This window comes from Plantactinospora endophytica, from assembly GCF_016862915.1.
In the GTDB taxonomy this organism is placed as follows: Bacteria; Actinomycetota; Actinomycetes; order Mycobacteriales; family Micromonosporaceae; genus Plantactinospora; species Plantactinospora endophytica.
In genome coordinates, this window is sequence record NZ_BONW01000010.1 from 1 (window position 1) to 21,246 (window position 21,246).

Annotated in this window: 20 protein-coding genes; 11 read left to right on the forward strand and 9 right to left on the reverse strand. The window is 73.2% G+C overall.

Annotation, left to right across the window (positions count from 1 at the left end; genetic code table 11):
- Window positions 1-58 precede the first annotated feature (58 nt).
- Window positions 59-1,015, reverse strand: coding sequence for a zinc-binding dehydrogenase (locus Pen02_RS11135; protein WP_203865898.1), 957 nt, complete (start codon window positions 1,013-1,015; stop codon window positions 59-61).
- A gap of 296 nt (window positions 1,016-1,311) precedes the next feature.
- Between Pen02_RS11135 and Pen02_RS11140 the strand changes: the two genes are divergently transcribed.
- Window positions 1,312-2,295 carry a pirin family protein gene (locus Pen02_RS11140; RefSeq protein ID WP_203865899.1) on the forward strand — a complete coding sequence of 328 codons (984 nt, stop codon included), beginning with the start codon at window positions 1,312-1,314 and terminating at the stop codon, window positions 2,293-2,295.
- 80 nt (window positions 2,296-2,375) lie between these two features.
- A complete protein-coding gene (locus Pen02_RS11145; protein ID WP_203865900.1) occupies window positions 2,376-3,041 on the forward strand; it encodes a hypothetical protein in 666 nt (221 codons plus the stop codon).
- Between the two features lie 241 nt (window positions 3,042-3,282).
- Here the strand turns inward: Pen02_RS11145 and Pen02_RS11150 are convergent, their stop codons facing one another.
- From Pen02_RS11150 to Pen02_RS11160, 3 genes are all read right to left on the reverse strand, one after another.
- On the reverse strand, window positions 3,283-3,933 hold the full coding sequence (locus tag Pen02_RS11150) for a DUF1345 domain-containing protein (RefSeq protein WP_203865901.1): 651 nt from the start codon (window positions 3,931-3,933) through the stop codon (window positions 3,283-3,285).
- Window positions 3,934-3,948: 15 nt separating this feature from the next.
- Complete coding sequence (locus Pen02_RS11155) at window positions 3,949-4,221, reverse strand: DUF2795 domain-containing protein (protein WP_203865902.1); 273 nt, start codon at window positions 4,219-4,221, stop codon at window positions 3,949-3,951.
- Window positions 4,222-4,482: 261 nt separating this feature from the next.
- Complete coding sequence (locus Pen02_RS11160) at window positions 4,483-5,655, reverse strand: CaiB/BaiF CoA transferase family protein (RefSeq protein ID WP_203865903.1); 1,173 nt, start codon at window positions 5,653-5,655, stop codon at window positions 4,483-4,485.
- A gap of 366 nt (window positions 5,656-6,021) precedes the next feature.
- Here Pen02_RS11160 and Pen02_RS11165 point away from each other — a divergent pair, with 366 nt between their 5' ends.
- The 6 genes from Pen02_RS11165 (at window position 6,022) to Pen02_RS11190 (ending at window position 11,220) form a co-directional block, all read left to right on the forward strand.
- A complete protein-coding gene (locus tag Pen02_RS11165) occupies window positions 6,022-7,896 on the forward strand; it encodes a glycosyltransferase family 2 protein (RefSeq protein ID WP_203865904.1) in 1,875 nt (624 codons plus the stop codon).
- A 43-nt stretch (window positions 7,897-7,939) separates the two neighbouring features.
- Entirely contained in the window at window positions 7,940-8,530 is a 591-nt protein-coding gene (locus Pen02_RS11170; protein WP_203866001.1) for a molybdopterin-dependent oxidoreductase, read from the forward strand.
- The gene (locus Pen02_RS11175; RefSeq protein WP_203865905.1) at window positions 8,530-9,261 is read left to right on the forward strand and encodes a ferredoxin reductase; all 732 of its coding nucleotides are present in this window, start codon (window positions 8,530-8,532) and stop codon (window positions 9,259-9,261) included. Before Pen02_RS11170 ends, Pen02_RS11175 begins: the two co-directional genes overlap by 1 nt.
- Window positions 9,262-9,384: 123 nt before the next feature.
- Complete coding sequence (locus tag Pen02_RS11180) at window positions 9,385-9,711, forward strand: DUF6510 family protein (RefSeq protein ID WP_307837708.1); 327 nt, start codon at window positions 9,385-9,387, stop codon at window positions 9,709-9,711.
- A gap of 150 nt (window positions 9,712-9,861) precedes the next feature.
- Entirely contained in the window at window positions 9,862-10,587 is a 726-nt protein-coding gene (locus Pen02_RS11185) for an SAM-dependent methyltransferase (protein WP_239140467.1), read from the forward strand.
- A 114-nt stretch (window positions 10,588-10,701) separates the two neighbouring features.
- On the forward strand, window positions 10,702-11,220 hold the full coding sequence (locus Pen02_RS11190) for a TrmH family RNA methyltransferase (protein ID WP_203865906.1): 519 nt from the start codon (window positions 10,702-10,704) through the stop codon (window positions 11,218-11,220).
- A 111-nt stretch (window positions 11,221-11,331) separates the two neighbouring features.
- Here Pen02_RS11190 and Pen02_RS11195 read toward each other — a convergent pair whose 3' ends face one another.
- Genes Pen02_RS11195 through Pen02_RS11210 form a run of 4 tightly spaced genes read right to left on the reverse strand, consistent with a single transcriptional unit; the run spans window position 11,332 to window position 14,521 of the window.
- The gene (locus Pen02_RS11195) at window positions 11,332-12,453 is read right to left on the reverse strand and encodes an ABC transporter ATP-binding protein (RefSeq protein ID WP_239140469.1); all 1,122 of its coding nucleotides are present in this window, start codon (window positions 12,451-12,453) and stop codon (window positions 11,332-11,334) included.
- A complete protein-coding gene (locus Pen02_RS11200; protein WP_203865907.1) occupies window positions 12,450-13,295 on the reverse strand; it encodes an ABC transporter permease in 846 nt (281 codons plus the stop codon). Before Pen02_RS11200 ends, Pen02_RS11195 begins: the two co-directional genes overlap by 4 nt.
- A gap of 3 nt (window positions 13,296-13,298) precedes the next feature.
- Window positions 13,299-14,099: a molybdate ABC transporter substrate-binding protein gene (gene modA, locus Pen02_RS11205; protein WP_203865908.1), complete on the reverse strand. Its 801-nt coding sequence runs from the start codon at window positions 14,097-14,099 to the stop codon at window positions 13,299-13,301.
- Window positions 14,096-14,521, reverse strand: coding sequence for a TOBE domain-containing protein (locus Pen02_RS11210; protein ID WP_203865909.1), 426 nt, complete (start codon window positions 14,519-14,521; stop codon window positions 14,096-14,098). Before Pen02_RS11210 ends, modA begins: the two co-directional genes overlap by 4 nt.
- A gap of 103 nt (window positions 14,522-14,624) precedes the next feature.
- Between Pen02_RS11210 and Pen02_RS11215 the strand changes: the two genes are divergently transcribed.
- The 3 genes from Pen02_RS11215 (at window position 14,625) to Pen02_RS11225 (ending at window position 19,797) form a co-directional block, all read left to right on the forward strand.
- Entirely contained in the window at window positions 14,625-15,692 is a 1,068-nt protein-coding gene (locus Pen02_RS11215) for a class I SAM-dependent methyltransferase (RefSeq protein WP_203865910.1), read from the forward strand.
- Between the two features lie 153 nt (window positions 15,693-15,845).
- On the forward strand, window positions 15,846-17,027 hold the full coding sequence (locus tag Pen02_RS11220; protein ID WP_203865911.1) for a molybdopterin molybdotransferase MoeA: 1,182 nt from the start codon (window positions 15,846-15,848) through the stop codon (window positions 17,025-17,027).
- Window positions 17,028-17,196: 169 nt separating this feature from the next.
- A complete protein-coding gene (locus Pen02_RS11225; RefSeq protein ID WP_203865912.1) occupies window positions 17,197-19,797 on the forward strand; it encodes a DUF4132 domain-containing protein in 2,601 nt (866 codons plus the stop codon).
- Between the two features lie 119 nt (window positions 19,798-19,916).
- Here Pen02_RS11225 and Pen02_RS11230 read toward each other — a convergent pair whose 3' ends face one another.
- Window positions 19,917-21,017, reverse strand: a complete 1,101-nt coding sequence (locus Pen02_RS11230; RefSeq protein WP_203865913.1) for a hypothetical protein — start codon at window positions 21,015-21,017, stop codon at window positions 19,917-19,919.
- Window positions 21,018-21,246: the final 229 nt, after the last annotated feature.

Here is a 21,246-nt window from a genome sequence, read left to right on the forward strand (position 1 = left end):
CCCGCCATCCGCGCGGAAGCCGGTCTGATCGCTGCCGTAAGGGCGGAGGCCGCCCTGATCACCCGACCGTCAGCAGCGTCTTGCCCAGCGTGTGTCGGGACTCGATGGCGGCGTGCGCGTCGGCGGCCCGGTCCAGCGGAAACCGTTGCCCGATCACCGGGCGGAGCCGGCCGGCCGCCGCCTCGGCCAGCGCGCGCCGGCTCAGTTCCCGCAGCTCCGCCGGCGAACCGGTCGGCCCCCGGCCGATGGTCACCCCCCGTTCCTTCGCGACCTCGTCCGGGACATTCGTCCACTCGCCGCTGGCCAGGCCGAAGCTGAACATCCGGCCGCCGACGCCGAGCAGTTCGAAGGCCGACCGGCCCACCGCGCCACCGACCCCGTCGAAGACGACGTCGACTCCACCGACGGCGGCCCGGACCCGCTCCGGCCAACCGGGTTCCGAGTAGTCGACCAGCACGTCGGCGCCGAGTTCACGGGCCAGTTCGAGCTTTCGGCCGCTGCCGGCCGTGGCGACGACGGTGGCACCCGCCGCCCGGGCCAACTGGACCAGCAGGCTGCCCACCCCACCGGCCGCCGCCTCGACCAGCACCCGCTCACCAGGACGGGGTTCGGCGGCACCCGCCAGCAGCAGCGCCGTACGCCCGTCCGCCAGCAACGCGACCGCGTCGTCCAGCGGCAGCCCGTCCGGTACCGGAAGCAGCCACGTCGCATCCACGGCCACCCGTTCGGCGTAGCCGCCCGTGCCGCCGAGGCCGGTGACGACCCGCCGGCCGCGCAACGCCGGGTCGACTCCCGGACCCAGTTCGGCGACTACGCCGCCGACGCCGTTGCCCGGGATCGTCGGCAGCCGCATCGGAAACGGTCCGGTACCGGCCCGGAGCTGGGTCTCCACGAACGTGATGTTGGCGAACTCGACGGCCACGACCACCTGTCCCGGCCCGGCGACCGGGTCCGGCGTCTCCGCCACGACCAGCCGTTCCGGCCCACCGAACTCCCGCAACCACACCGCCCGCATCCGCGTCCCTCCGCCCGTCGGCAATCCGGGGCCAAGTCAACAACCTCGACCGCGGTCGAGGTCAAGCCCGCGCACCGGCGCGCCACCGGCCGATGCGGGCGCCGGTGGTGCACCGTCCGCGCACCGGCGTGCGCGATCGGCCGATGCGGGCGCAGTGATGTGCCGCCAGGGCACCAGCGCGCCACTGGTCGAGGCGGGCGCCGGTGGTGCACCGTCCGCGCAACTGCAAGCCACTCGCCGAGGCGGGCGCAGTGATGCCCCGTCCGCGCGCCTGATCCCCGGCGTAGGCTCGGCCGGTGAGTATCACCGAGCCGATGCCGGGGGAGACGCTGCCGCCGGGCGCCGGGGCGGGCGCCGACGTCGAGCCGACCAACGTGCTGCTGCCCGGCCACGACGTGCCGTTGGGGCGCTACACGACGGTGCGCCGGCTGCTGCCGCAGCGTCAGCTCCGCACCGTCGGCGCGTGGTGCTTCGTCGACCACTTCGGCCCGGACGACGTGGCCAACCGGCCCGGCATGGGCATCGGCCCGCACCCGCACACCGGCCTGCAAACGGTCACCTGGCTGGTGCACGGCGAGATCCGGCACCTGGACAGCCTCGGCAGCGACCAGCTCATCCGGCCCGGTCAACTCAACGTGATGACCTCCGGCCACGGCATAGCGCACTCGGAGTACTCGCCGCCGGAGCATCCGCCGACGCTGCACGGGCTGCAACTGTGGGTGGCGCTGCCCGACTCCGCCCGCTCCGGGCCGCCCGGCTTCGCCCACCACGCCGAGCTTCCGGTGCTCACCGAACCGGACTACTCGGTGACCGTACTCGTCGGGGAACTCGGCGGGGTCCGGTCGCCGGCCGTGGTGCACTCGCCGCTGCTCGGCGCCCAGCTCTGGCTGCCCGACGGTGGCGCCGCCCGGCTGCCGCTGGCCGCCAACTTCGAACACGGCCTACTGGTGATGTCCGGCGCGGCCGAGGTCGGTGGGGTCACCCTCACCCCGGGTGCGCTGCTCTACCTCGGAGCCGGTCGTCGCGAACTGGCGGTCGAGGCCACCGGGCCGACCCGGCTGATGCTGCTCGGCGGCGAGCCGTTCGACGAGTCCCTGGTGATGTGGTGGAACTTCGTCGGCCGGTCGCACGAGGAGATCGCCGAGGCGCGGGCGGCTTGGGCGGCCGGCGATCCCCGGTTCGGCCGGGTACGGGGCGACGACTCGGAGCCGCTGCCGGCCCCGGCGATGCCGACCACCCGGCTGAAGAGCCGTGACCGGCTCGGCCGTACCGTCGGCTGAGTCCGCCCGCATTGTTCCGGTGCCACGAAAAGCACGGTCCCGGTCAGCTTTGGCCCGAGCCGTCGTGGGTAGTCGCCGGCATGGCGACGACTGCGACGACGAGCGTCGAGGACCGCAAACGGCTCGTCCGCCGGCTGGTGGGGAGCAGCCGCGGCTTCGCCGAGGAGTACGGCTTCCAGGTCACCAACAATCCGGCGAGCCTGTTCCAGATGCTCTGCCTGGCGATCCTGTTGCGCCGCACCGACGACGTGCGGCGGGCGGTCGACCCGGCCCTGGCGCTGCGGGACGCGGGCTGGGAGAGCCCGGCCCGGATGGCCCGGTCCCGGCCGGAGGCGCGGGCGGCGGTGCTGCGCGAGCACGGTCGAGGCGCCGACGCCGACCGGGTGGCCCGCACCCTGGGCGAGATGGCCGAGGCGCTGGTCGCGGGTTACCAGGGAGACCTGCGCCGGCTGCGGGCCGCCGCGAAGCACGTACCGGCCCGGGAGCGGGCGTTGCTGGCCGAGTTGCCGGGGGTGGACGCCGGGGTGGTCGAGTTGTTCCTGCGCGAGGTCCAGGCGTTGTGGGCCGAGACGGCGCCGGTCGCCGACCGGCGGGCGCTGGCCGCCGCCCGCCGGCTCGGGCTGGGGCGCTCGGCGGCCGACCTGGCGAACCTCGCCGGTGGCGGCGAGTCGGAGAAACTGGCCTGGCTGGTGGGTACGCTGGCCAGAATCGACCTTGAGGACAGCTACCACGAAATCGCCCGTTGAGGGGCGAAACAGCGTGCTTTCCCCCACAGTTTCCGCAGTTCCCCGCCAAACGGTCCGGTCCAGATCATAAGCTTGGTCAGCGGTGTTGGCCTGCCCGGTTCGGGCGGCTGCCGCTGTCCGGTGAGTTGGTCCGGTTCGGACGTGTGACCTCACCGGGGCACTGGCGGACGTGGCGCCCGGGACGCGTGTGCGAGCGCGGACGGGCGCCCCGTCCGGTGCCTTTCCGGATTCCCGCCGTGGCTCACCTGGCCAGCCCGGCCAGCAGGTTGATGGTCGCGGCGATGATGACCGTCCCGAACAGGTACGACAGCAGGGCGTGTCCGAGCACGGTGACCCGCATCGTCTTCGTGGTCAGGTCGGTGTCGGAGACCTGGAACGTCATCCCGACGGTGAACGACAGGTACGCGAAGTCGGTGTACTTCGGCGGCTCCTTCTCGTGGAAGTCGACCCCGCCGTCCGGGCCGGTGTAGTAGAGCCGGGCGTAGCGCGCGGTGAAGACGAAGTGCACGACCGTCCAGGAGAGCAGCACGCTGACGATGCCGAGTCCGATGTGCAGCTCCCGGTCGATGCCCCGGACCTCCTGGTCGGTGGCGAGCAGGATGCCGATCGCCAGCAGGCTGGCCAGGCCGGCCCCGAGCAGCACCGCGTCGCGTACCGGTCGGCTCGGGTCCTCCTGGACGGCCAGCTCGGCGGTCTGCCGCGAGTCCCGGAACCACAGCACCCGCCATGCCCACAGCAGATAGGTTCCCGCCGCCGCGTCCCAGCCGATCAGCGGCCCCAGCAGCGGCGACAGCACGAAGGTGCACGGCACGCCGACGGACAGCCCGACCAACGTGATGACGGTCATCTGCACGGAGGCCTTGGGCGGGTCGTACCAGGGTCTACGCAGCATCCGAGGTAGGTGGCGTCAGATCTGGCGCATGTGCCGGGCGACCCGCTGGTGTGTACGGTCGCGGGTCTTGGCGGCGAGTTCCGCCGGGCTGGCGTCCGGGGCCAGGTCGGTCTTGGCCGACCGGGCCACCTCCTCGGTGTTCTGGTAGTCCACCGGCGGCATGCCGCGCAGCGCCTGGAGCACCTCGTGTGGCGCCCCCGCGCGCTCGGCCTCCCGGACGATGTCCTCCTTGGGCGCCGGAAAGTCCATCGATTCCAGGTACCGCAGTACGTCCGCGTTGGTCACCATGAGATCCCGCTCCTCGCCGTTGTCTGGTTCACCGGCCGGCCGGATACCCGTTGCGCGCACGCTCACGCCTGCGCCGACGACCAGATCTCGCCCTCGCCCGCGCCACGGGATCTCGCCGTCGCCCGCGGGTCGGGATCTCGCCGTTGCCCGCGCGCCTCCGGATCTCGCCAGGCCGCCCGATCGGATCTCGGCATGGCCGTCCGACCAGATTTCGCCACGGCCGCCCGACCAGATTTCGGCAGGGCCGAGCGGCCGGGAGGGTCAGGCGACGGCGCCGTCGGCGCGGAGTCGGCTGATCCGGTCGGCGTCGAGGCCGAGTTCGGTCAGCAGTTCGTCGGTGTGCTCGCCGGGCTGCGGTGGCGGCCGGCGGATCGACCCCGGCGTACGGCTGAACCGGGGAGCGGGAGCCGGCTGCTCGGCTCCGGCGTGCGTGACGAAGACGTCCCGGGCGGCGAGGTGCGGATGCCGGGGTGCCTCCTGCCAGTCGAGCACCGGGACAGCGCAGGCGTCGGTGTGCTCCAGCAGCCCGGCCCACTCGTCGCGGGTGCGGGTGCGGAACAGTCGGGCCCAGGCCCGGTGCAGCGCCGGCCAGTTCGCCGGGTCGGTCTGGTCGAGGGCCTCGTCCGGCGGCAGCGGAAAGCCGGTCAGCCGGACCAGTTCGGCGTAGAAGTGCGGCTCCACCGCGCCCACCGCCAGGTACTTCCCGTCGGCGCACTCGTAGGTGTCGTAGAACGGGGCGCCACCGTCGAAGATGTTCACCCCACGGTCGTCGCCCCACTGGCCCGCCCGACGCATCGAATGGATCATCGTGGCGAGCAGCGACACACCGTCCACCATGGCCGCGTCGACCACCTGGCCCGTCCCGCCGCCCCGGATGTCGAAGAGCGCGCAGACCACGCCGAGGGCCAGCACCATCCCGCCGCCGCCGAAGTCGGCGACCAGGTTCATCGGGGGTACCGGTCGCTCGCCGGGCCGGCCGATCGCGTGCAGTACGCCGGTCAGCGCCAGGTAGTCGATGTCGTGCCCGGCGTACCGGGCGTTCGGGCCGTCCTGCCCCCAGCCGGTCATCCGGCCGTAGACCAGACGGGGGTTCACCGCGAGGCAGTCGTCCGGACCCAGCCCGAGCCGCTCGGTGACGCCCGGCCGGAACCCCTCGATCAGTACGTCGGCGTTGCGGACCAGGTCGAGTACCACCTGCACACCCGCCGGGGTCTTGAGGTCGACGGCGAGCGACCGCCGGCCCCGGTTCAGCAGGTCGGGATGAGGGGTGCCGAACCGGTCCGGCCGGACCTCGCCGATCCGGTCCACCCGGACCACGTCGGCGCCGAGGTCGGCGAGGACCATCGCGGCGAAGGGCCCGGGGCCGATGCCGGCCAGCTCGACGATCCGGACGCCGGTGAGTGGGCCGGCCCCGGCCGGTCGGGGTGCGATCATGCGTGCACGATAGGACACCGGACCCCGCGCGCGTTCAGACCGTGCCACCGACCGGCCGGCGCCGACTCCGTGCCGGAGGGCCGGTCACCTCCTCGACGACCTGGCCGCTGTGCGACGACCTGGCCGTTGTGAGGGGACCTGCCGCTGTGCGCGGACCTGGCCGCCCTGCGACGACCTGGCTGGGCTGCCCTGCGATGACCTGGCCTGACTGCCCTGCGACGACCTGGCCTGACCGCCCTGCGATACCTGGCTGGGCCGCCCTGCGACGACCTGGCCGCCGTGCGACCTGCTCGCGGAGTCGCGCAGGTCCGCGCGTTGCCCGCGCGGCTGCCGTTGATCGCGCGCGACAAGGCTTATCGTCACGGAGTGGAGTGGCTCGGCTACTGGCGGCTGGTTGGTGTGCCGCGACCCGGTCGGGCCGAACGGCTCGGCCGGCTCGTCGGCGTGCGCGTACTGCGGATCCCGGGCATTCGCCGGGTGCTGGTCGTGGCCGGCTCGGCCGACCGGCTGCGGGACCTGTTGGTCCTGCCCGCGTCCCTGGTCACGGCCGGTGCGGCGGTGATCGTGGTGGCGTACTGGCGGGCGCCCCGGCGCGGCTGGTCGGGCGGCATCGGGCCGCTGGAGCACCTGTGCCGGCACCGGGTGGCGCTGCCCGGCCGGGGGCGCGGGATCGCCACTGTCAGCGTCCGACTGTCCCGGCCGACGCAGCTCCGCGAGGTGCTCCGGGCGGCGCTGGACGCGCTGGCGCCGGGCCGGTCGCTGCCCGCACCGGCCGGGCCGAGCCTGACCAGCCAGGGGACGCTGCCGGCGTACCTGCCGTCGGGCGGGGCGGTGCTGCTCGGCGAGCTGGTCGACAGTACCGAGATCCGGGCCCACGACGTACTGCTGCGAGAACCGGGGAGTACCGGCACCGTGCCGGCCACGCCGCCGTACGCGGTCGGCTGGCACACCACCCGGCACGGGCTCCAGACGCCGGACGCCGCACCGGCAGTACTGGTCGACGCCCGCCGGATCAACCCGCGCGGCCGGAGCCCCGACTGCTACCTGCCGAACGCACCCCGGGTACGCCTCGACTTCACCCCGGCCGCCCGCCGGTTCCGACCCGGTTCCGGCCCGTACCCGCTGGACGGGCCGGGGGTGACCGCGCCGGTGCTCGGCACGTTGCGCCGGACGGGCGTGGTCGTCTGCCCACGGGTTCCCGACGACGAGCCGGTGGCGGTGGCGGCGCTGCTGGTCCAGATCGCGATGACCGGCGCGGTGCTGTCCACCCCGACCCTGCCGGAGCGGGTCGCCGAGCTGATCGCACCGGAGTTGCGTGCCCTGCTGACCGGCCCGCTGCCCGAGACTGGAGCGCTGGCGGTGGAGGCGCGCAGCATCCGTCAGCGGCGCGCGGCACTGCGTGGACACGCCACCGCGTTCGCCCTGCCCCGGCTTGCCTCGGCGGTGTTCCCGCAGGTCGGCCCGGCACCGTCGGTGAGCGCGATCCTGACCACCCGGCGCCCCGAACGGCTGCCGGCGGCGGTCCGGATGCTCGTCGCGCAGACGTACCCGGAGCTGGAGATCGTGCTCTGCCTGCACGGTGTCGAACTGCCGGAGCCGGTCCGGGCCACCCTGGCCGGGTCCGGCCGGCCGTACGAGATCGTCCAGGTGCCCGGCAGCGTCAGCTTCGGTGCCGCGCTGGGCGCCGCGACGCACCGGGCCCGGGGCAGCCTGGTCAGCAAGTTCGACGACGACGACAGCTACGCCGCCGAACACGTCTGGGACCTGGTACTGGCCCGGCACTACTCCGGGGCGACCCTGGTCGGCAAGGGATCCGAGTTCGTGCACCTGGAACATCGGGGTGTCACGCTGCGCCGGCCGTCCGGCGCCGCCGAGGCCGACTGTGAGGTGGTGGCCGGCGGCACGATCCTGATCGCCCGGGGAGACCTCGAAGCGGTCGGCGGCTGGCGGCCGGTACCCCGGTCCGTCGACTTCGGACTGCTCGACCGGGTACGCCGGGACGGCGGCGGCATCTACCGGACACATCCGCTCGGCTACGTCTACCACCGCCGGGACACCGGGCACACCTGGGACCCGGGAGAGAACTACTTCCTGGACAGCGCCGTCGCCTGCTGGCCCGGCCTGCCGGGCGAGGTGCTCGGCGAGGTGCCGGGCGAGGTGCCGGGTGAGGCGGCGGATGCACCGTCCGTCCGGCCGGCGCCCGACCAGCGGACCGGACCGGCCGGGAAATCGCGGTTGTAACCTGCGGTGCGGCGGGAGGTGGTAGGACTAGCGGGTGGGCATCGTGTCACCAGGCTTCCAGGGGCGGCGTCGGCCGACCGGGCCGAACCTGCCACCCGGGCAGTACCTGACCGAGGACTTTCCCGTGCTCTCCGCCGGCCCCACCCCCCGGGTGTCGCTGACGGACTGGGAGTTCGTGATCACCACCGAGACGGGCGCCGAGCTCCGGTGGAGCTGGGACGAGATGTGGGCGCTGCCCACCGAGACGCCGACCGTCGACATCCACTGCGTGACCCACTGGTCGAAGCTCGGCACCAACTGGCAGGGCGTCTCCCTGGACACCCTGCTCGACGGCGTCGACACCGCCGCCGACTACGCGCTGGTGCACTCGTACGGCGGCTACACCACCAACCTGCCGCTGGACGACCTGCGCGACGGGCAGGCCTGGGTGGTGCACCAGTACGACGGTGCGGATCTGCCCGCCGAGCACGGTGGTCCGGCCCGGCTGCTGGTGCCGCACCTGTATTTCTGGAAGTCCGCGAAGTGGGTGCGCGGCATCCGCCTCGGCCTGACCGACGAGCCCGGTTTCTGGGAGACCGCCGGCTATCACGATTACGGTGACCCATGGCGCGAACAGCGGTACCAGGGAGACTGATGAAGCGTACCGGCTGGTGGGTTGCCCGGCTGGTCGACCGCCGCGTCGAGACCGACACCTCCGCCACGCTGGTGCTGGAGGTGCCGGACTGGCCGGGGCACCTGCCCGGCCAGCACGTCGACCTGCGGCTGACCGCCGAGGACGGTTACCAGGCGGCACGGAGCTACTCGGTGTCCGCGCCCGCCGACGGCGACCGGATCGAGGTCACCGTCCAGCGGGTACCGGACGGCGAGGTGTCGCCGTACCTGCTCGACGGGTTGTCGGTCGGCGACCGGATCGAGGTGCGTGGCCCGGTCGGCGGCTACTTCGTCTGGCGGCTCACCGACCCGGCGCCGGTGCTGCTGGTCGGCGGCGGCTCGGGCGTCGCGCCGCTGATGGCGATGATCCGGGCGCGGCGGGAGGCCGGCAGCCGGACACCGTTCCGGCTGATCTACTCGGTCCGCTCCGAGCGGGACATCTACTTCGCCGACGAACTGCGCCGGAGGGTCCGGGACGACCAGAGCCTCGACGTCGCCTACGTCTACACCCGGGAGGTGCCGGAAGGGCTCTCCGCCCAGGCGCACCGGATCGGCGTCCCCGACCTGAACAGCCACGGCTGGCCGGCGCAGCTCGAACCGGTCAACTTCGTCTGCGGCCCGACCGGGTTCGTCGAGGCGGTCTCCGACATCCTGGTCGCACTCGGGCACGAGCCCCGGCGGATCAAGACCGAACGGTTCGGTCCGACCGGCTGAGCCTGATGTCCCTGCGGCGATCGTCCTGGCGGGTCCGGCTCGGCACGACTTTCCCGGCGTGACCTGCCGGTGTGACTTCCCGGCGTGACCTTCTGACGCGAGTTTCCTGGAGGTGGAGGCGAGATGACCGATCAGCTCCGACCCGACCCGGGGCGGATGGACTACCTGGACGGCAACGTGCTGGCCGGTCCACTGCGCGACGTGTTCGCGGTGGACCTGACGACGGCGACCGGCCGGTGTGCCGCGTGCGGTCAGACCGGCCCGATGGCCGCCCTGCGGGTCTACTCGAACGCACCCGGGGTGGTCGCCCGCTGCCCGAACTGCGAAGAGGTGATGCTCCGGCTGGTCCGTACCCCGACCAGCGCCTGGCTGGACCTGCGCGGCGCCACCTTCATGCAGATCCCGATGCCGGCCGAGCCGACCATGATGCCCGGCCCGACCGCGATGTAGCCGGCGACACCCGGCCCGGCTGAACCGCTCGCCGGCCCGGCGGGTCCGGCTGAATCGCTCGCCGGCCCGGCGGGCCTGGGACGTGCTTCCGGTCGGTGCCGGTGCCGTAAACGGCGTGCGGTGACGATCATGGGCTGACACACTCGGCCGGTGCCTTCCGTCGACGATCCCGCCAGCGTCCGCTACGCCCGGATGCGGTGGAACACGCCGCTCTCGGCGGAGCACGCCGACCTGCTGCTCCAGCGGCTCGACATCCCGGCCGGCGGGTCCGTACTCGATCTCGGCTGCGGCTGGGGCGAACTCCTGCTCCGGGCGGTCACCGGCAGCGGCGCGACAATCGGCGTCGGAGTGGACACCGACCAGTCCGCCCTGGCCCGGGGCCGGCGGGCCGCCCTCGATCGGGGCGCGGCGCAGGTCAGCTTCGTACGCCAGGCGGCAGCCACCTGGCGGCGACCGGCCGACCGGGTGCTCTGCCTCGGCTCGGCGCACGCCCTCGGCGGCACCGCAGCCGGGCTGGCCACCCTCGCCGAGCTGGTCGAACCCGGTGGCCGGCTGCTCTTCGGCGACGGGTTCTGGGAGCGAACGCCGTCGCCCGAGGCGGTGAAGATCTTCGGCGCCGACGTACTCAGCCTGCCGGACCTGGTCGAGCTGGTCCGCGCCACCGGTTGGCGCGTCCTGCACCTCTCAACCGCCGACCAGCGCGAATGGGACGACTTCGAGAGCACCTGGCGAGCGGGGCGCCAGGAGTGGCTGCTGGCACACCCGGACGACCCCCGGGCCGAGGGCGTACGCGACGAACTCGACACCCGCCTGCGGGAGTACGTCACCGTCTACCGTGGACTGCTCGGGCTCGGCTACTTCGTGCTCGGGCGATGACCGGCGGTCGGACCGCTACACTGGGGCGAACGGTTTCCCGTCGATGGCCCGTGTGCGCCGCGAAGCACACCTCGAAATGATCGACATCTTCTGCGGCGGAGCCGCCGTCCGCCGATGAGCCCGGCGATTCGGGTCCGTCCCCGTCGTGAACTGGCCGCCGCCCGCCGCCGCCACGCGCACCGCTGCTGGGGCCACCTCGTTGCCGCACCTCTGTGGCCGATGCACCACGCCAACCTCGGCACACTGCTGCGTACCTGCGACGCGGTCGGCGCATGTCTGGCCGTACCGCCGTGGCGGTGGGTCGACGAGGCGTTGGCGCGCGGGAACACGCTGCGCCGACCGAGTTGCGTGCACCGGGTCGGCGACCCGCTGCGCTGGTTGGCGGCCGAACGCGCGGGCGGCGCCCGGGTACTCGGCGTCGAGCTGACCGACGAGGCGGTCCGGCTCGCCGACCTGCCGATGGCCCGGCGCCGTACCGTCGTCGTCCTCGGGCACGAGGCGACCGGCATCCCGGCGGAGGCGCTTGACAACCTGGACGCGGCGGTGGAGATCCCGATGATCGGCACCGGGCTGAGCCTGAACGTCGCGGTCGCCGGCTCCCTCGTCCTGTACAAGCTCGCCGGCCTGAGCTGATCCGCCGGCCCGCTCCGACCCGCCGCGCTCCGACAGCGTGGGTCGCGGAGCTGTTCAGGGCCCGCTCCGAACCGGCCCGCTCCGGGCGCGCGGGTCGAGGAACTGTTCGGGTCATTCCGGGTGCGATCCGCCCGGCGCCGCCGGGTAGACGCGGGTCTCGGTCGCCTTGACCGCGGCCCAGAGCGGTTGCCCGGCGCCGAGGTGCAGGTGTGCGGCGGCGGCCGGAGTGATGTCGGCGACCACGTCGATCGGGCCGCCGAGTTGGACCCGCAGGTTGTCGCCGTGCCGTTGGATGCCGGTGATGGTCGCGGGCCAGACGTTGCGCGGGCTGCCGTCCGGGCGGCGTGGATAGAGGGCGACGGCGGACGGCGGGTACGCGACGAAGACCTCACCGTCGTGCCGGTCGCCGCTGGTGAGGGAGAAGTCGGCGTTGACGCGTACGGTGTGGCCGTCGGCGCGGCCCCGATGCAGGTTGAGCCCGACGAGTCGGGCGACGTAGTCGGTCCGGGGTTGTGCGGTGATGGTGGCGGCGTCGCCCTCCTGGACGACCCGACCCTGCTCGACGATGACCAGCCGGTCGGCGAGAACGAGGGCGTCCAGCGGGTCGTGTGTGACCAGCAGGGTGGCACCGGGGTGCGCGGCGAGGTGGCGTTGCAGTTGGGCGCGGGTGTCGAGCCGGGTACGGGCATCGAGAGCGGCGAGTGGTTCGTCGAGGAGCAGCAGTGCCGGATTCACGGCGAGCGCACGGGCCAGCGCCACCCGTTGGGCCTGCCCGCCGGAGAGTTGCCGTGGCTTGCGGCGGGCGTGTTCGGCCAGTCCCATCCGGCCGAGCCAATCGCTGGCGACCGCGCGGGCGCGCTGCCGGTCCAGACCGTGCCGGCGGGGCCCGAACGCGACGTTGTCCAGGGCGGTCAGGTGCGGGAAGAGAAGGTAGTCCTGGAACACGACGCCGATCGGCCGTCGCTCGGTCGCTGTCCACCGGCTCAGGTCGGGCCGGTCGAGGTCCTGGCCGTCCAGGGTCACGTACCCGTCGTGCAGCGGCGTCAGCCCGGCGAGCGTACGCAGTGCGGTGGTCTTGCCCGCGCCGTTCGGGCCGAGCAGTGCGACCACCTCGCCGGCACTGATCCGCAGTGCGAGGTCCAGCCGGAAAGCACCTCGGTCGACGACCAGACGGGCGTCGAGCATCGGGGTGCCGGCGACGGGTTCGTCCCTGGTCACGATGGGGGCGGTCATGGGCTGGTGATCCAACGGTCGCGGAGGCTGGCGAGGATGGCGACGGAGACGGTGAGCAGGATGAGACTGAGTACGATCGCGGCCTCCAGGTCGGTCTCCAGGGCGAGGTAGACGGCGATCGGCATGGTCTGGGTACGGCCGGGGAAGTTGCCGGCGAAGGTGATGGTGGCGCCGAACTCGCCGAGTGCGCGGGCCCAGCAGAGTACGGCTCCGGCGGCGATGCCGGGTGCGACGAGTGGCAGTGTGACGTGGGTGAAGGTGGTCCAGCGGTTGGCGCCGAGAGTGGCGGCGGCCTCCTCGTAGCGGGTGTCCGCGCCGCGTAGTGCGCCCTCGACGGCGATGATCAGGAACGGCATCGCGACGAACGCCTCGGCGAGTACGACTCCGGTGGTGGTGAACGGCAGAGTGATGCCGAAGGTGCTGTCGAGCCAGCCGCCGAGCAGCCCTCGGCGACCGAAGACGAGGAGCAGGGCGACGCCGCCGACGACGGGTGGCAGCACCAGCGGGACGGTGACCAGGGCGCGTACGACGCGGCGGCCGGGGAAGTCGACCCGGGCGAGCAGCCAGGCCAGGGGTACGCCGAGCAGCAGGCAGAGCAGGGTGGCGAGGGTCGCGGTCTGTAGCGACAGTCGTAGTGCGGTGAGTACGCCGGGTTCGGTGAGCCGCTGGGGGAGGGTGGTCCAGGGGGCGCGGACCAGCAGCCCGACCAGTGGCAGCACCAGGAAGAGCAGGCCGAGCGCGGCGGGTAGCAGCAGCGCGACCGGGATTCGGCCGGTGCGTCGGGGACGTGGCGGTGGCGCGGCCGGTACGGGCCGCGCCACCGGGTCGTCGAGCAACGGCATCGGTTACGGGGCCTGGAACCCGGCTGCGGTCAGGACACTCTTGCCGGTGTCGGAGAGTACGTAGGCGATGAACGCCTGTGCGGCGGTCTTGTTGGGGGCGTTCTTGAGTACGACGATCGGGTAGTCGTTGATCGCCCCGGCGGATTCGGGGAACTCGATGCCGTCGACGTCGGCGGTGGCGGACTTGGCGTCGGTGCGGTAGACGAGGGCCGCGTCGACCTCGCCGAGCTTCACCTTCGACAGGGCGGCCTTGACGTCCTGTTCGAGGGTGACCGGGGTGAGTTTCACGCTGGCGGCGTCGAGGGCCTTCTTCGCCGCCGCGCCGCACGGCACCTGCTCGGCGCAGAGCGCGACCTTGGCGTCGGGTTTGGTCAGGTCGGTCAGCCCGGTGACCCCGTTCGGGTTGCCCTTGGGTACGGCGATGACGAGCTGGTTGCGCACGAACGTGGTGGGGGCGCCGTCGCCGTTGCCGGCGTCGGTGACGACCTTCATGTTCGTCGGTGCGGCGGAGGCGAAGACGTCGGCCGGTGCGCCCTGGTTGATCTGGGTGGCGAGGGCGGAACTGCCGGCGAAGCTGAACGTGACCTTCACCCCGGGGTTGGCCGCCTCGAAGTCCTTGCCGATCTGGGTGAACGACTCGGTCAGCGACGCTGCGGCGAACACCGTGACGCTGCCGGTCACCGCGCTGCCACTGCCCTCCGGTTGCGGGCTGCCGGCGTCGTCACCGCCACCGCAGCCGGCCAGCCCCACTGCCGCGAGCGCGGTGATTGCGGCCAGGCTGGTGCGGAATCGTCGTGCGTTCACGAACTGCTCCTCCCTCTGCTACCGGCGGTCATCGTGGGCTTCTCCACCATGACCGTGGTCGACTTGATCACCGCGATCGCCAGCGAGCCGACCTCCAGGCCGAGGTCGTCGACGGCTTCCCGGCTCATCAGCGACACCAGCCGGAACGGGCCGGCCTGGATGTCCACCTGCGCCATCACCGTGTCCTTCACCACGGCGGTGACGATGCCCCGCAACCGGTTGCGCGCCGACGACTCCTCCGCACGGTCCTCCGGCTCGCCGGCCTGACCCTGGACGAACCTGGCCAGCGCCACGCCGTCGATCACCCGGTGACCGTGCTCGTCGCGACCCGCCGGCAGGCGCCCGGCGTCGACCCAGCGCCGCATCGTGTCCACGCTGACCCCGAGCAGTTCGGCGGCCTCACCGATCCGAAACATCGTCACACGGACACGTTAGTCGGCCGCAACTGCCAACGGAAACCGCCCGAACAGACCGCATCCGCAGGAGGCGCTAGCCGATATCGGCCAGCATCTGCATGATGGACTGATGGCTGGTGAACCGGTGTCCGTACCGGAATGGCAGACCCTGACCGGCGCGCAGGCCCGCCGCTGGGTCGAGATCCTCGACCATCTCGCCGCCGCGCTTCCCTCCGGCGCCGTCACCGTGGTGGTCGACGGCGGCAGCCCGCACTCCGGCGTCGTCGCCGACCGTCTCGCCGACACCCTGACCGCCGCCGGCCGCCCCTGCGCCCGCCTCACCGACGCCGCACCTCTCGCGGACGAGGACAACTGGCACGTCGAACGGACCCCGGAGACCGTGGCGATCGCCGACGGGCCGCGCTGGCACGCCCACCCGCCCAGCGGCAAGTGGGACGTGGTGGTCTGGCTGCGTACCCCTCCGGCCGGTCCGCACGCCAACGGCGACCGTGGACGCGGTCACGACGTCGTCATCGACCTGCACGATCCCGGCTGGCCGGTGATCCGGCACCTGGCCGACCGCCTCGCCCCGCGCGAACGCTGGTACGTCAGCGAGTCCCGGGCCTTCTTCGCCGTCCGCGCCGCGACCTGGGACACCAGGTTCGGCGACGACCTGCCCGCCTACACCGCCGCCGTCACCGAAGCACGGCTGCCACCCGGCGGCGTCGCGGTCGACGTCGGCTGCGGTACCGGGCGGGCGCTACCCGCGCTCCGGCACGCCGTCGGCCCGGCCGGCACCGTGCTCGGCCTCGACCTCACCCCACAGATGCTGACCGCCGCGACGGAGCACAGCCGACGGGCGGCGGCGACCCTGATCCTCGGCGACGCCCGACACCTTCCCTTCGGCACCGGCGCCGTCGACGCGGTCTTCGCCGCCGGCCTCGTCACCCACCTGCCCGATCCCGAAGCCGGCCTCCGCGAACTCGCCCGGATCACCCGGCCGGGTGGCCGCCTCGTGCTCTTCCACCCCTCCGGCCGCGCCGCGCTCGCCGCCCGGCACGGCCGCACCCTGGACCCGGACGAGCCCCTCGCCGAAGCCCCGCTGCTCCGGTCCACCTCCCGGACCGGATGGCGCCTCACCAGCTACGACGACCCGGCACACCGGTTCCTCGCCACCGCCACCCGGCTGCCGGGCTAGCCCGGCCCACCGTGCCGTCGGTGGGCGTCCGAGACGTCGTGTGCTGATTCCACCAGCATCATCGGGTGGCGGGCAGGTGGTCGAAACGACTGCTGGCGGCCTCGTCCCCGCCCGCAGGCTGCGTCGCAGCACGGACCCGTGCAGACTGTCTCCATGGCGAGCGCGGCCGACGGACCGGAGGCAAGCCGCAACATGTCCTGGTCGGCCGCCCGTGCGCTGGCCGCGCGGCTACCCGACCCGCTCAAGGCGGAGCGGGTCGAGCTGTCCGCCTCGGCCGGACGGGTCCTCGCCTCGGCCGCGTACGCCGTCCTCGCCGCGCCTCCGTTCGACGCGGCGGCGATGGACGGCTTCGCGGTGCGCGGGACCGGCCCGTGGCGGATCGTGGGCCGGGTGCTGGCCGGCGGTTCGGCCTGGTCGGGCACGCTGACCGACGGCGACGCCGTCGAAATCGCGACCGGAGCAGTGGTACCGGTCGGAGCCGAGGCGGTCGTCCCGTACGAGCAGTGCCGTCGCGACGGCCGTCTCGTGACCGCCGAGCGCGACACCCGTCGGCACATCAGGAGGGCCGGCGAGGACGCGTTGCCGGGGGACGAACTCGCCCCGGCCGGCCGGCGGGTGTCGGCCACCCTCCTAGCTGCGGCGGCGCAGGCCGGCCTGGACGAACTCTCGGTGCACCGGCGTCCCCGGGTCGCTTTGCTGATCACCGGGGACGAGGTCGTGCTGCACGGCCGGCCCGGCCCCGGCCAGGTCCGGGACGCCCTGGCGCCGGTGGTCACCGCCCTGGTCACCCGGGCCGGCGGCGAGGTCGTCGAGCACCGGCTGCTCGCCGACCACCCCGAGGCGCTGCGCGACGCGATCGGCGCGACGCAGCAGGTCGACGTCGTGGTGATCACCGGATCGTCCTCGGCCGGCGCCGCCGACCACCTGCGCGGTGTGCTCGCCACCCTGGGCGCGTACTGGCACGTCGACGGGGTCGCCTGCCGCCCCGGACGACCGCAGTCCCTCGCCAGCACCGCCGACGGCAGGTGGATCGTCGGCCTGCCCGGCAATCCGTTCGCCGGGCTGGTCGCCGGACTGACGATCCTGGAGCCGCTCGTCGCCGCCATGGCCGGGCGTACCCCGCCGGCACCAGTCGTGCTGCCGGTCACCGGAGACGCCACACCACACCCGCACGGCGTACGGCTGGTACCCGTCCGCGTCGGGCAGCGGCACGCGGAGGTCGTACCCGGCGCCCGTTCGGGCAGCCTGCGGATCGCCGCCGTGGCGGACGCCCTCGCCGTCCTCGATCCGAACTGGCGCAGCGGAACCACCGCCGAACTGCTCACACCGCCCTGACCAGACCGTACTGCTCACACCACCCTGACCAGACCGTCCGAGCGAGCCCGGCGGGTCGCCGGCAGCCGGGGCGTGGGTGTCGGAGGTCGGTCCTAGACTGCGGCGCCATGATGGAACGGGACATCCTCGACGAGACGATCGCGGAGCAGCGGCAGCGGGTCGGCCGCTGATGTCCACGGTGGAGCCGTTGACGCTGATGTCGGTGCCGCTGTCGCCGTACGCGGCCACGCTGGTGCGCCGGATGACCGACCCGGAGCAGCAGGCCGGGGCGGGCGTCGGACAGCCGGTGGAGCTGTCCCGGGTCGGTGACCGGGAGTTCGGGGTACTGCTGGCGGTCGCCTGCGGCCTGCCGCGTCGGGAGTCGGGTGTTCAGCATCCGGGCTGGGCGGTGCGCTGGGTGGTCGAGCAGGCGCTACGGGAGCGGCAGCCCCGGTTCACTCCCGAGTCGTGCGCGGCACTGCTGGCGGCGCACGCCGGTCGGGCCGGAGCCGAGCCGTACGCGGTGAACCCGCTGCTGGCCATCGGCACATTGCTCCGCTGCGACGGCCCGTGGCCGGCGTCGGCGGCACGTTCGGCAGGTGTCATCGCCCGGAGTGTGCTCGGGCACGGTCAGGTGGCGCAGCCGTACGCGGTCGCCGCGCTGGCCGGGCTGGCCGGTGGGCTCACCCGGGCGGCGCTGACCAGGCTCTTCGCCTGGTCGCTCGGCTCGCTCGCCCGGGAGGAGTTCGAGCTGCTGGCCAAGCTCGGGGTGACCGCCCAACTCCTGGTCGCCGAGGTCGGCCGGGACCGGTCCTACCTCAGCCCGCCGCAGCTTCCCGACGCCTGGCAGCGGCTGGCCGCCATCCCGGAGTACGTGTCGTTCGCCCGCCGGGCGCTCGAGGCCGCGCACGCCCGGGTCACCGCCATCCAGAGCGGGCGGCTGCCGTACGCGGCGGACAAGGCGTTCGGCAAGGACGAGGTGGAGCTGCTGGGCAGGGCCGCCCGGGTCGCGCTGCTCCGCGACGAGCCGTGGTTGCCGGAGTTGCTCCGCCCGCTGCTGCTCGGCGTCGCGGTCGCCCCGACCGGCGCCAACACCCTGCCGTCGCAGGCACTGCTCTACGAACTGGCCCGGGCGGCCGGCGAGCAGCCCACGCCGGAGGCGCTGGCGGCGCTGGTCGCCGCCCGCGGCGTGGTCCGGCACAAGGGTGTGCCTAAGCAGCTCGACCGGATGCTGAAGCGGATCGAGCGCGGCCTGGCGGAGCGGCCCGACGCGGTGCTGCGGCTGCCCGACCTCGGCTTCGACGTCGACGGCGAGTGCACTGTGCGGGTCGGCGACCATCATGCGGTGCTGACGGCGTCGGAGGAGGTGCTGTTGCGCTGGCGACGCGCGGACGGGACGCACTCGGCGACGGTGCCGGCGGCGGTGCGGCGGGACCATCCGGATCGGCTGACCGAGTTGCGCGGCCGGGTCAAGCAGGCGAAGGACCAGCTCGCGGCGCTGGCCCGGACCCTGGAGGCGGGCTTTCCGGCGGCGTCGGCGCAGCCGTACCGGCAGTGGCGCGAGGGGTTGGCGGGCAACGGGCTCGGCTGGCAGCTCGCCCGGCGGCTGATCTGGGAGTTCCAGGACGCGTCCGGCCAGTGGCGGGCCGGGCTGCCGGACGACGCCTGGCGCCCAGGCCGGCCCGGCGAGCTCGATGAACGTGGCGAGCCTGCTGGACGGGGCGGCCCTGCCGGACGCGGCGGGCCTGGTGAACGCGGCGGGCCTGGTGAACGCGGCGAGACTGCTGGACGAGCCGGGACTGGTGAAAGCCTGAAGCCCGGCGAGTCCGGTGAGTTCGGTGGAGCGGGCGAACTGTTCCGGGATGTCGCGGGGGCGCCGCTGCCGCCTCCCGGGCCCGACAGCCCGATCCGGCTCTGGCATCCGATCCGCGCTCGCGCCGACGAGGTCCGGGCCTGGCGGGACTCGCTGACCGAGCGCCGGTTGCGGCAGCCGCTCCGGCAGGCGTTCCGCGAGGTGTACCTGCTGACGCCCGCCGAAGAGGAGACCGGCGACCACTCGCTCCGGTTCGCCGCGCACGTCGTACACCACCGGCAGCTCTACGCGCTGCTCAAGGGGCGGGGCTGGACCACCGGGATGCTCGGCCCGTGGGACGGCGGGGACAGCACGCAGGCGTACCGGGTGCTGGTCGGCGGGACGTGGCGGGTCGGGCTGCACCAGGACTACCTCGGCGAGGAGGAGGGGGTGGAGTGTGCCGCTACCGGCCGGGTGTGGTTCGAGCGGAGATCCGAGAGTGCCTGGCGGCCGGCAGCGCTGACCGAGGTGCCGGCGGAGCTGTTCAGCGAGGCGATGCGCGACGTGGACCTCTTCGTCGCGGTGACCTCGATCGCCGCTGATCCACACTGGGCGGACACCCGGGCCGGGCACGTCGACTACTGGCGGGCCGAGAACAGCCGGGAACTGACCGCCACCGCGCGGGTACGCCGGGAGGCCCTGGCCGGGATCCTGCCCCGGACGAAGCTCGCCGACCGCTGCACCCTGACCGACCGCTATCTCGTCGTCCGGGGTGACCTCCGAACCTACAAGATCCATCTGGGTAGCGCGAACATCCTGATGGAACCGGACGACTCCTACCTGTGCATCGTGCCGGCCCGGCGGAAGACGTCCGGCGACATCTTCCTGCCGTTCGAGGAGGACCGGCTCGGGCTGATCCTGAGCAAGGCGTTCCTGCTCGCCGACGACGCCCGGATCACCGACGCGTCGATCGTGGCGCAGTTGCGCCGACGACGGTGATCCGGGCGCCCCGTGCGCGCGACCGTGCCTCCACCCAAGGGAGACGGTGCCCTCACCCGAGGGAGCACGGTGCCCTCACCCGAGGGAGACGGCGCCGGCAGCCGGGAGGTGGACGGTGCCTACACCCGGGAGGTGAAGGTCGAGAGGAAGCTGTGTGGAGCCGGGCTGCCGGTGTTGTCGAAACAGATCGTGTCGACCTCGGCGGCCGGAGCGGCGGTGAGCTTCCACGGCTGGGTCAGGTGACAGTAGTTCGAGCCGGAGCCGTACGCGGTGACCTGGGCGTGTGTCTCCTTCTCCGTCAGGAACGGGTACGTGACCAGGTAACGGCCGGCCGGGACGACCGGGGCGACCGAGTTGAAGCCGAACCCGCCGGCCGGATAGTTCCAGTTGGTCTGCAACGCTCCCACCGAGAAGAAGTAACCGGTGTACTTCGGTGGCCCGAACGAGCCGTAGACGGCCCGCTCGCGGTGGTACGAGAGGGTGAACTCGCTGTTCACCGGCGCACCGGCCGAGTCGAAGCAGGTGACGTACGCGATGATGTCGGCCCCGCTCGGACCCCAGCGGGCGACCTTGCAGCGGCGCGGTCCGGCGTTCGGCTGCACCGCCGTCACCTGGAGGTTGCCGGCGAACGTGCCCGCCACCCCGACCCCGCCGAGCCGGACCTCGTAGATCCCGACCCCGACCGGCGCCACGGCCACGCCGCCACCGACCGAGTTGTACGCCTGCACGATCGCCGCCGGTCCCCACTGGAGCCAGGCGTGACTGCCGTTGACCGGTGGCAGCACCCCGGAGCTGTACGTCCAGAGCACCGTGAACTGGGTGTCGTCCCGGTCGCCGCCCGGCTTGTGGCACTGCACGTCGACGAGCTCGTCCGCCCCCGACTGGCCCCAGCGGACGATCTCGCAGTAGTGCCCGGTCCGGTTGACCGGAGTGACGTGCACGTTGCCGCGTGATCCGGTACCCACCTGGGGGAACCTGATCAGATAGCGTCCGGGTGCCTGCCGCAGCCCCTCGGCGAACAGGGCCGGGAAGGCGGTCTTCCAGCTACCCCACTGCCGGGTCGGGTCGAGCACGGTCCAGACCGGCATGATCGGATTGTCGACGTACGCGAAGCCGAACCGGTCGGCGGTGGCGGCCTGGCTCGGCGCGGGCGGGCCGAGCACGGTGGCCGCCAGGGCGGCGACCAGGGACACGGCGAGGATGCGGGGACGGAGTCGCATCTCCCCTCCAATCGGGGTGGTTCGATGTGTGCCCCGGAGTGTGCGGCTCCCTCCGTGCCGGCCGCTGTCGGCTCCCCGGCAGTCGACGCGCGGCAGCGCCAAAACCCATCTGCGGCGTAGCCGGAATATGCAGCGGTATCCGGACCGTGGCGGGAGGGCGGCGATGCGTGCCGGTTGCCGCCGACATAACCGCATCGGTGCCCGGTGGTGGCCCGGCCGCCGCCGTCGG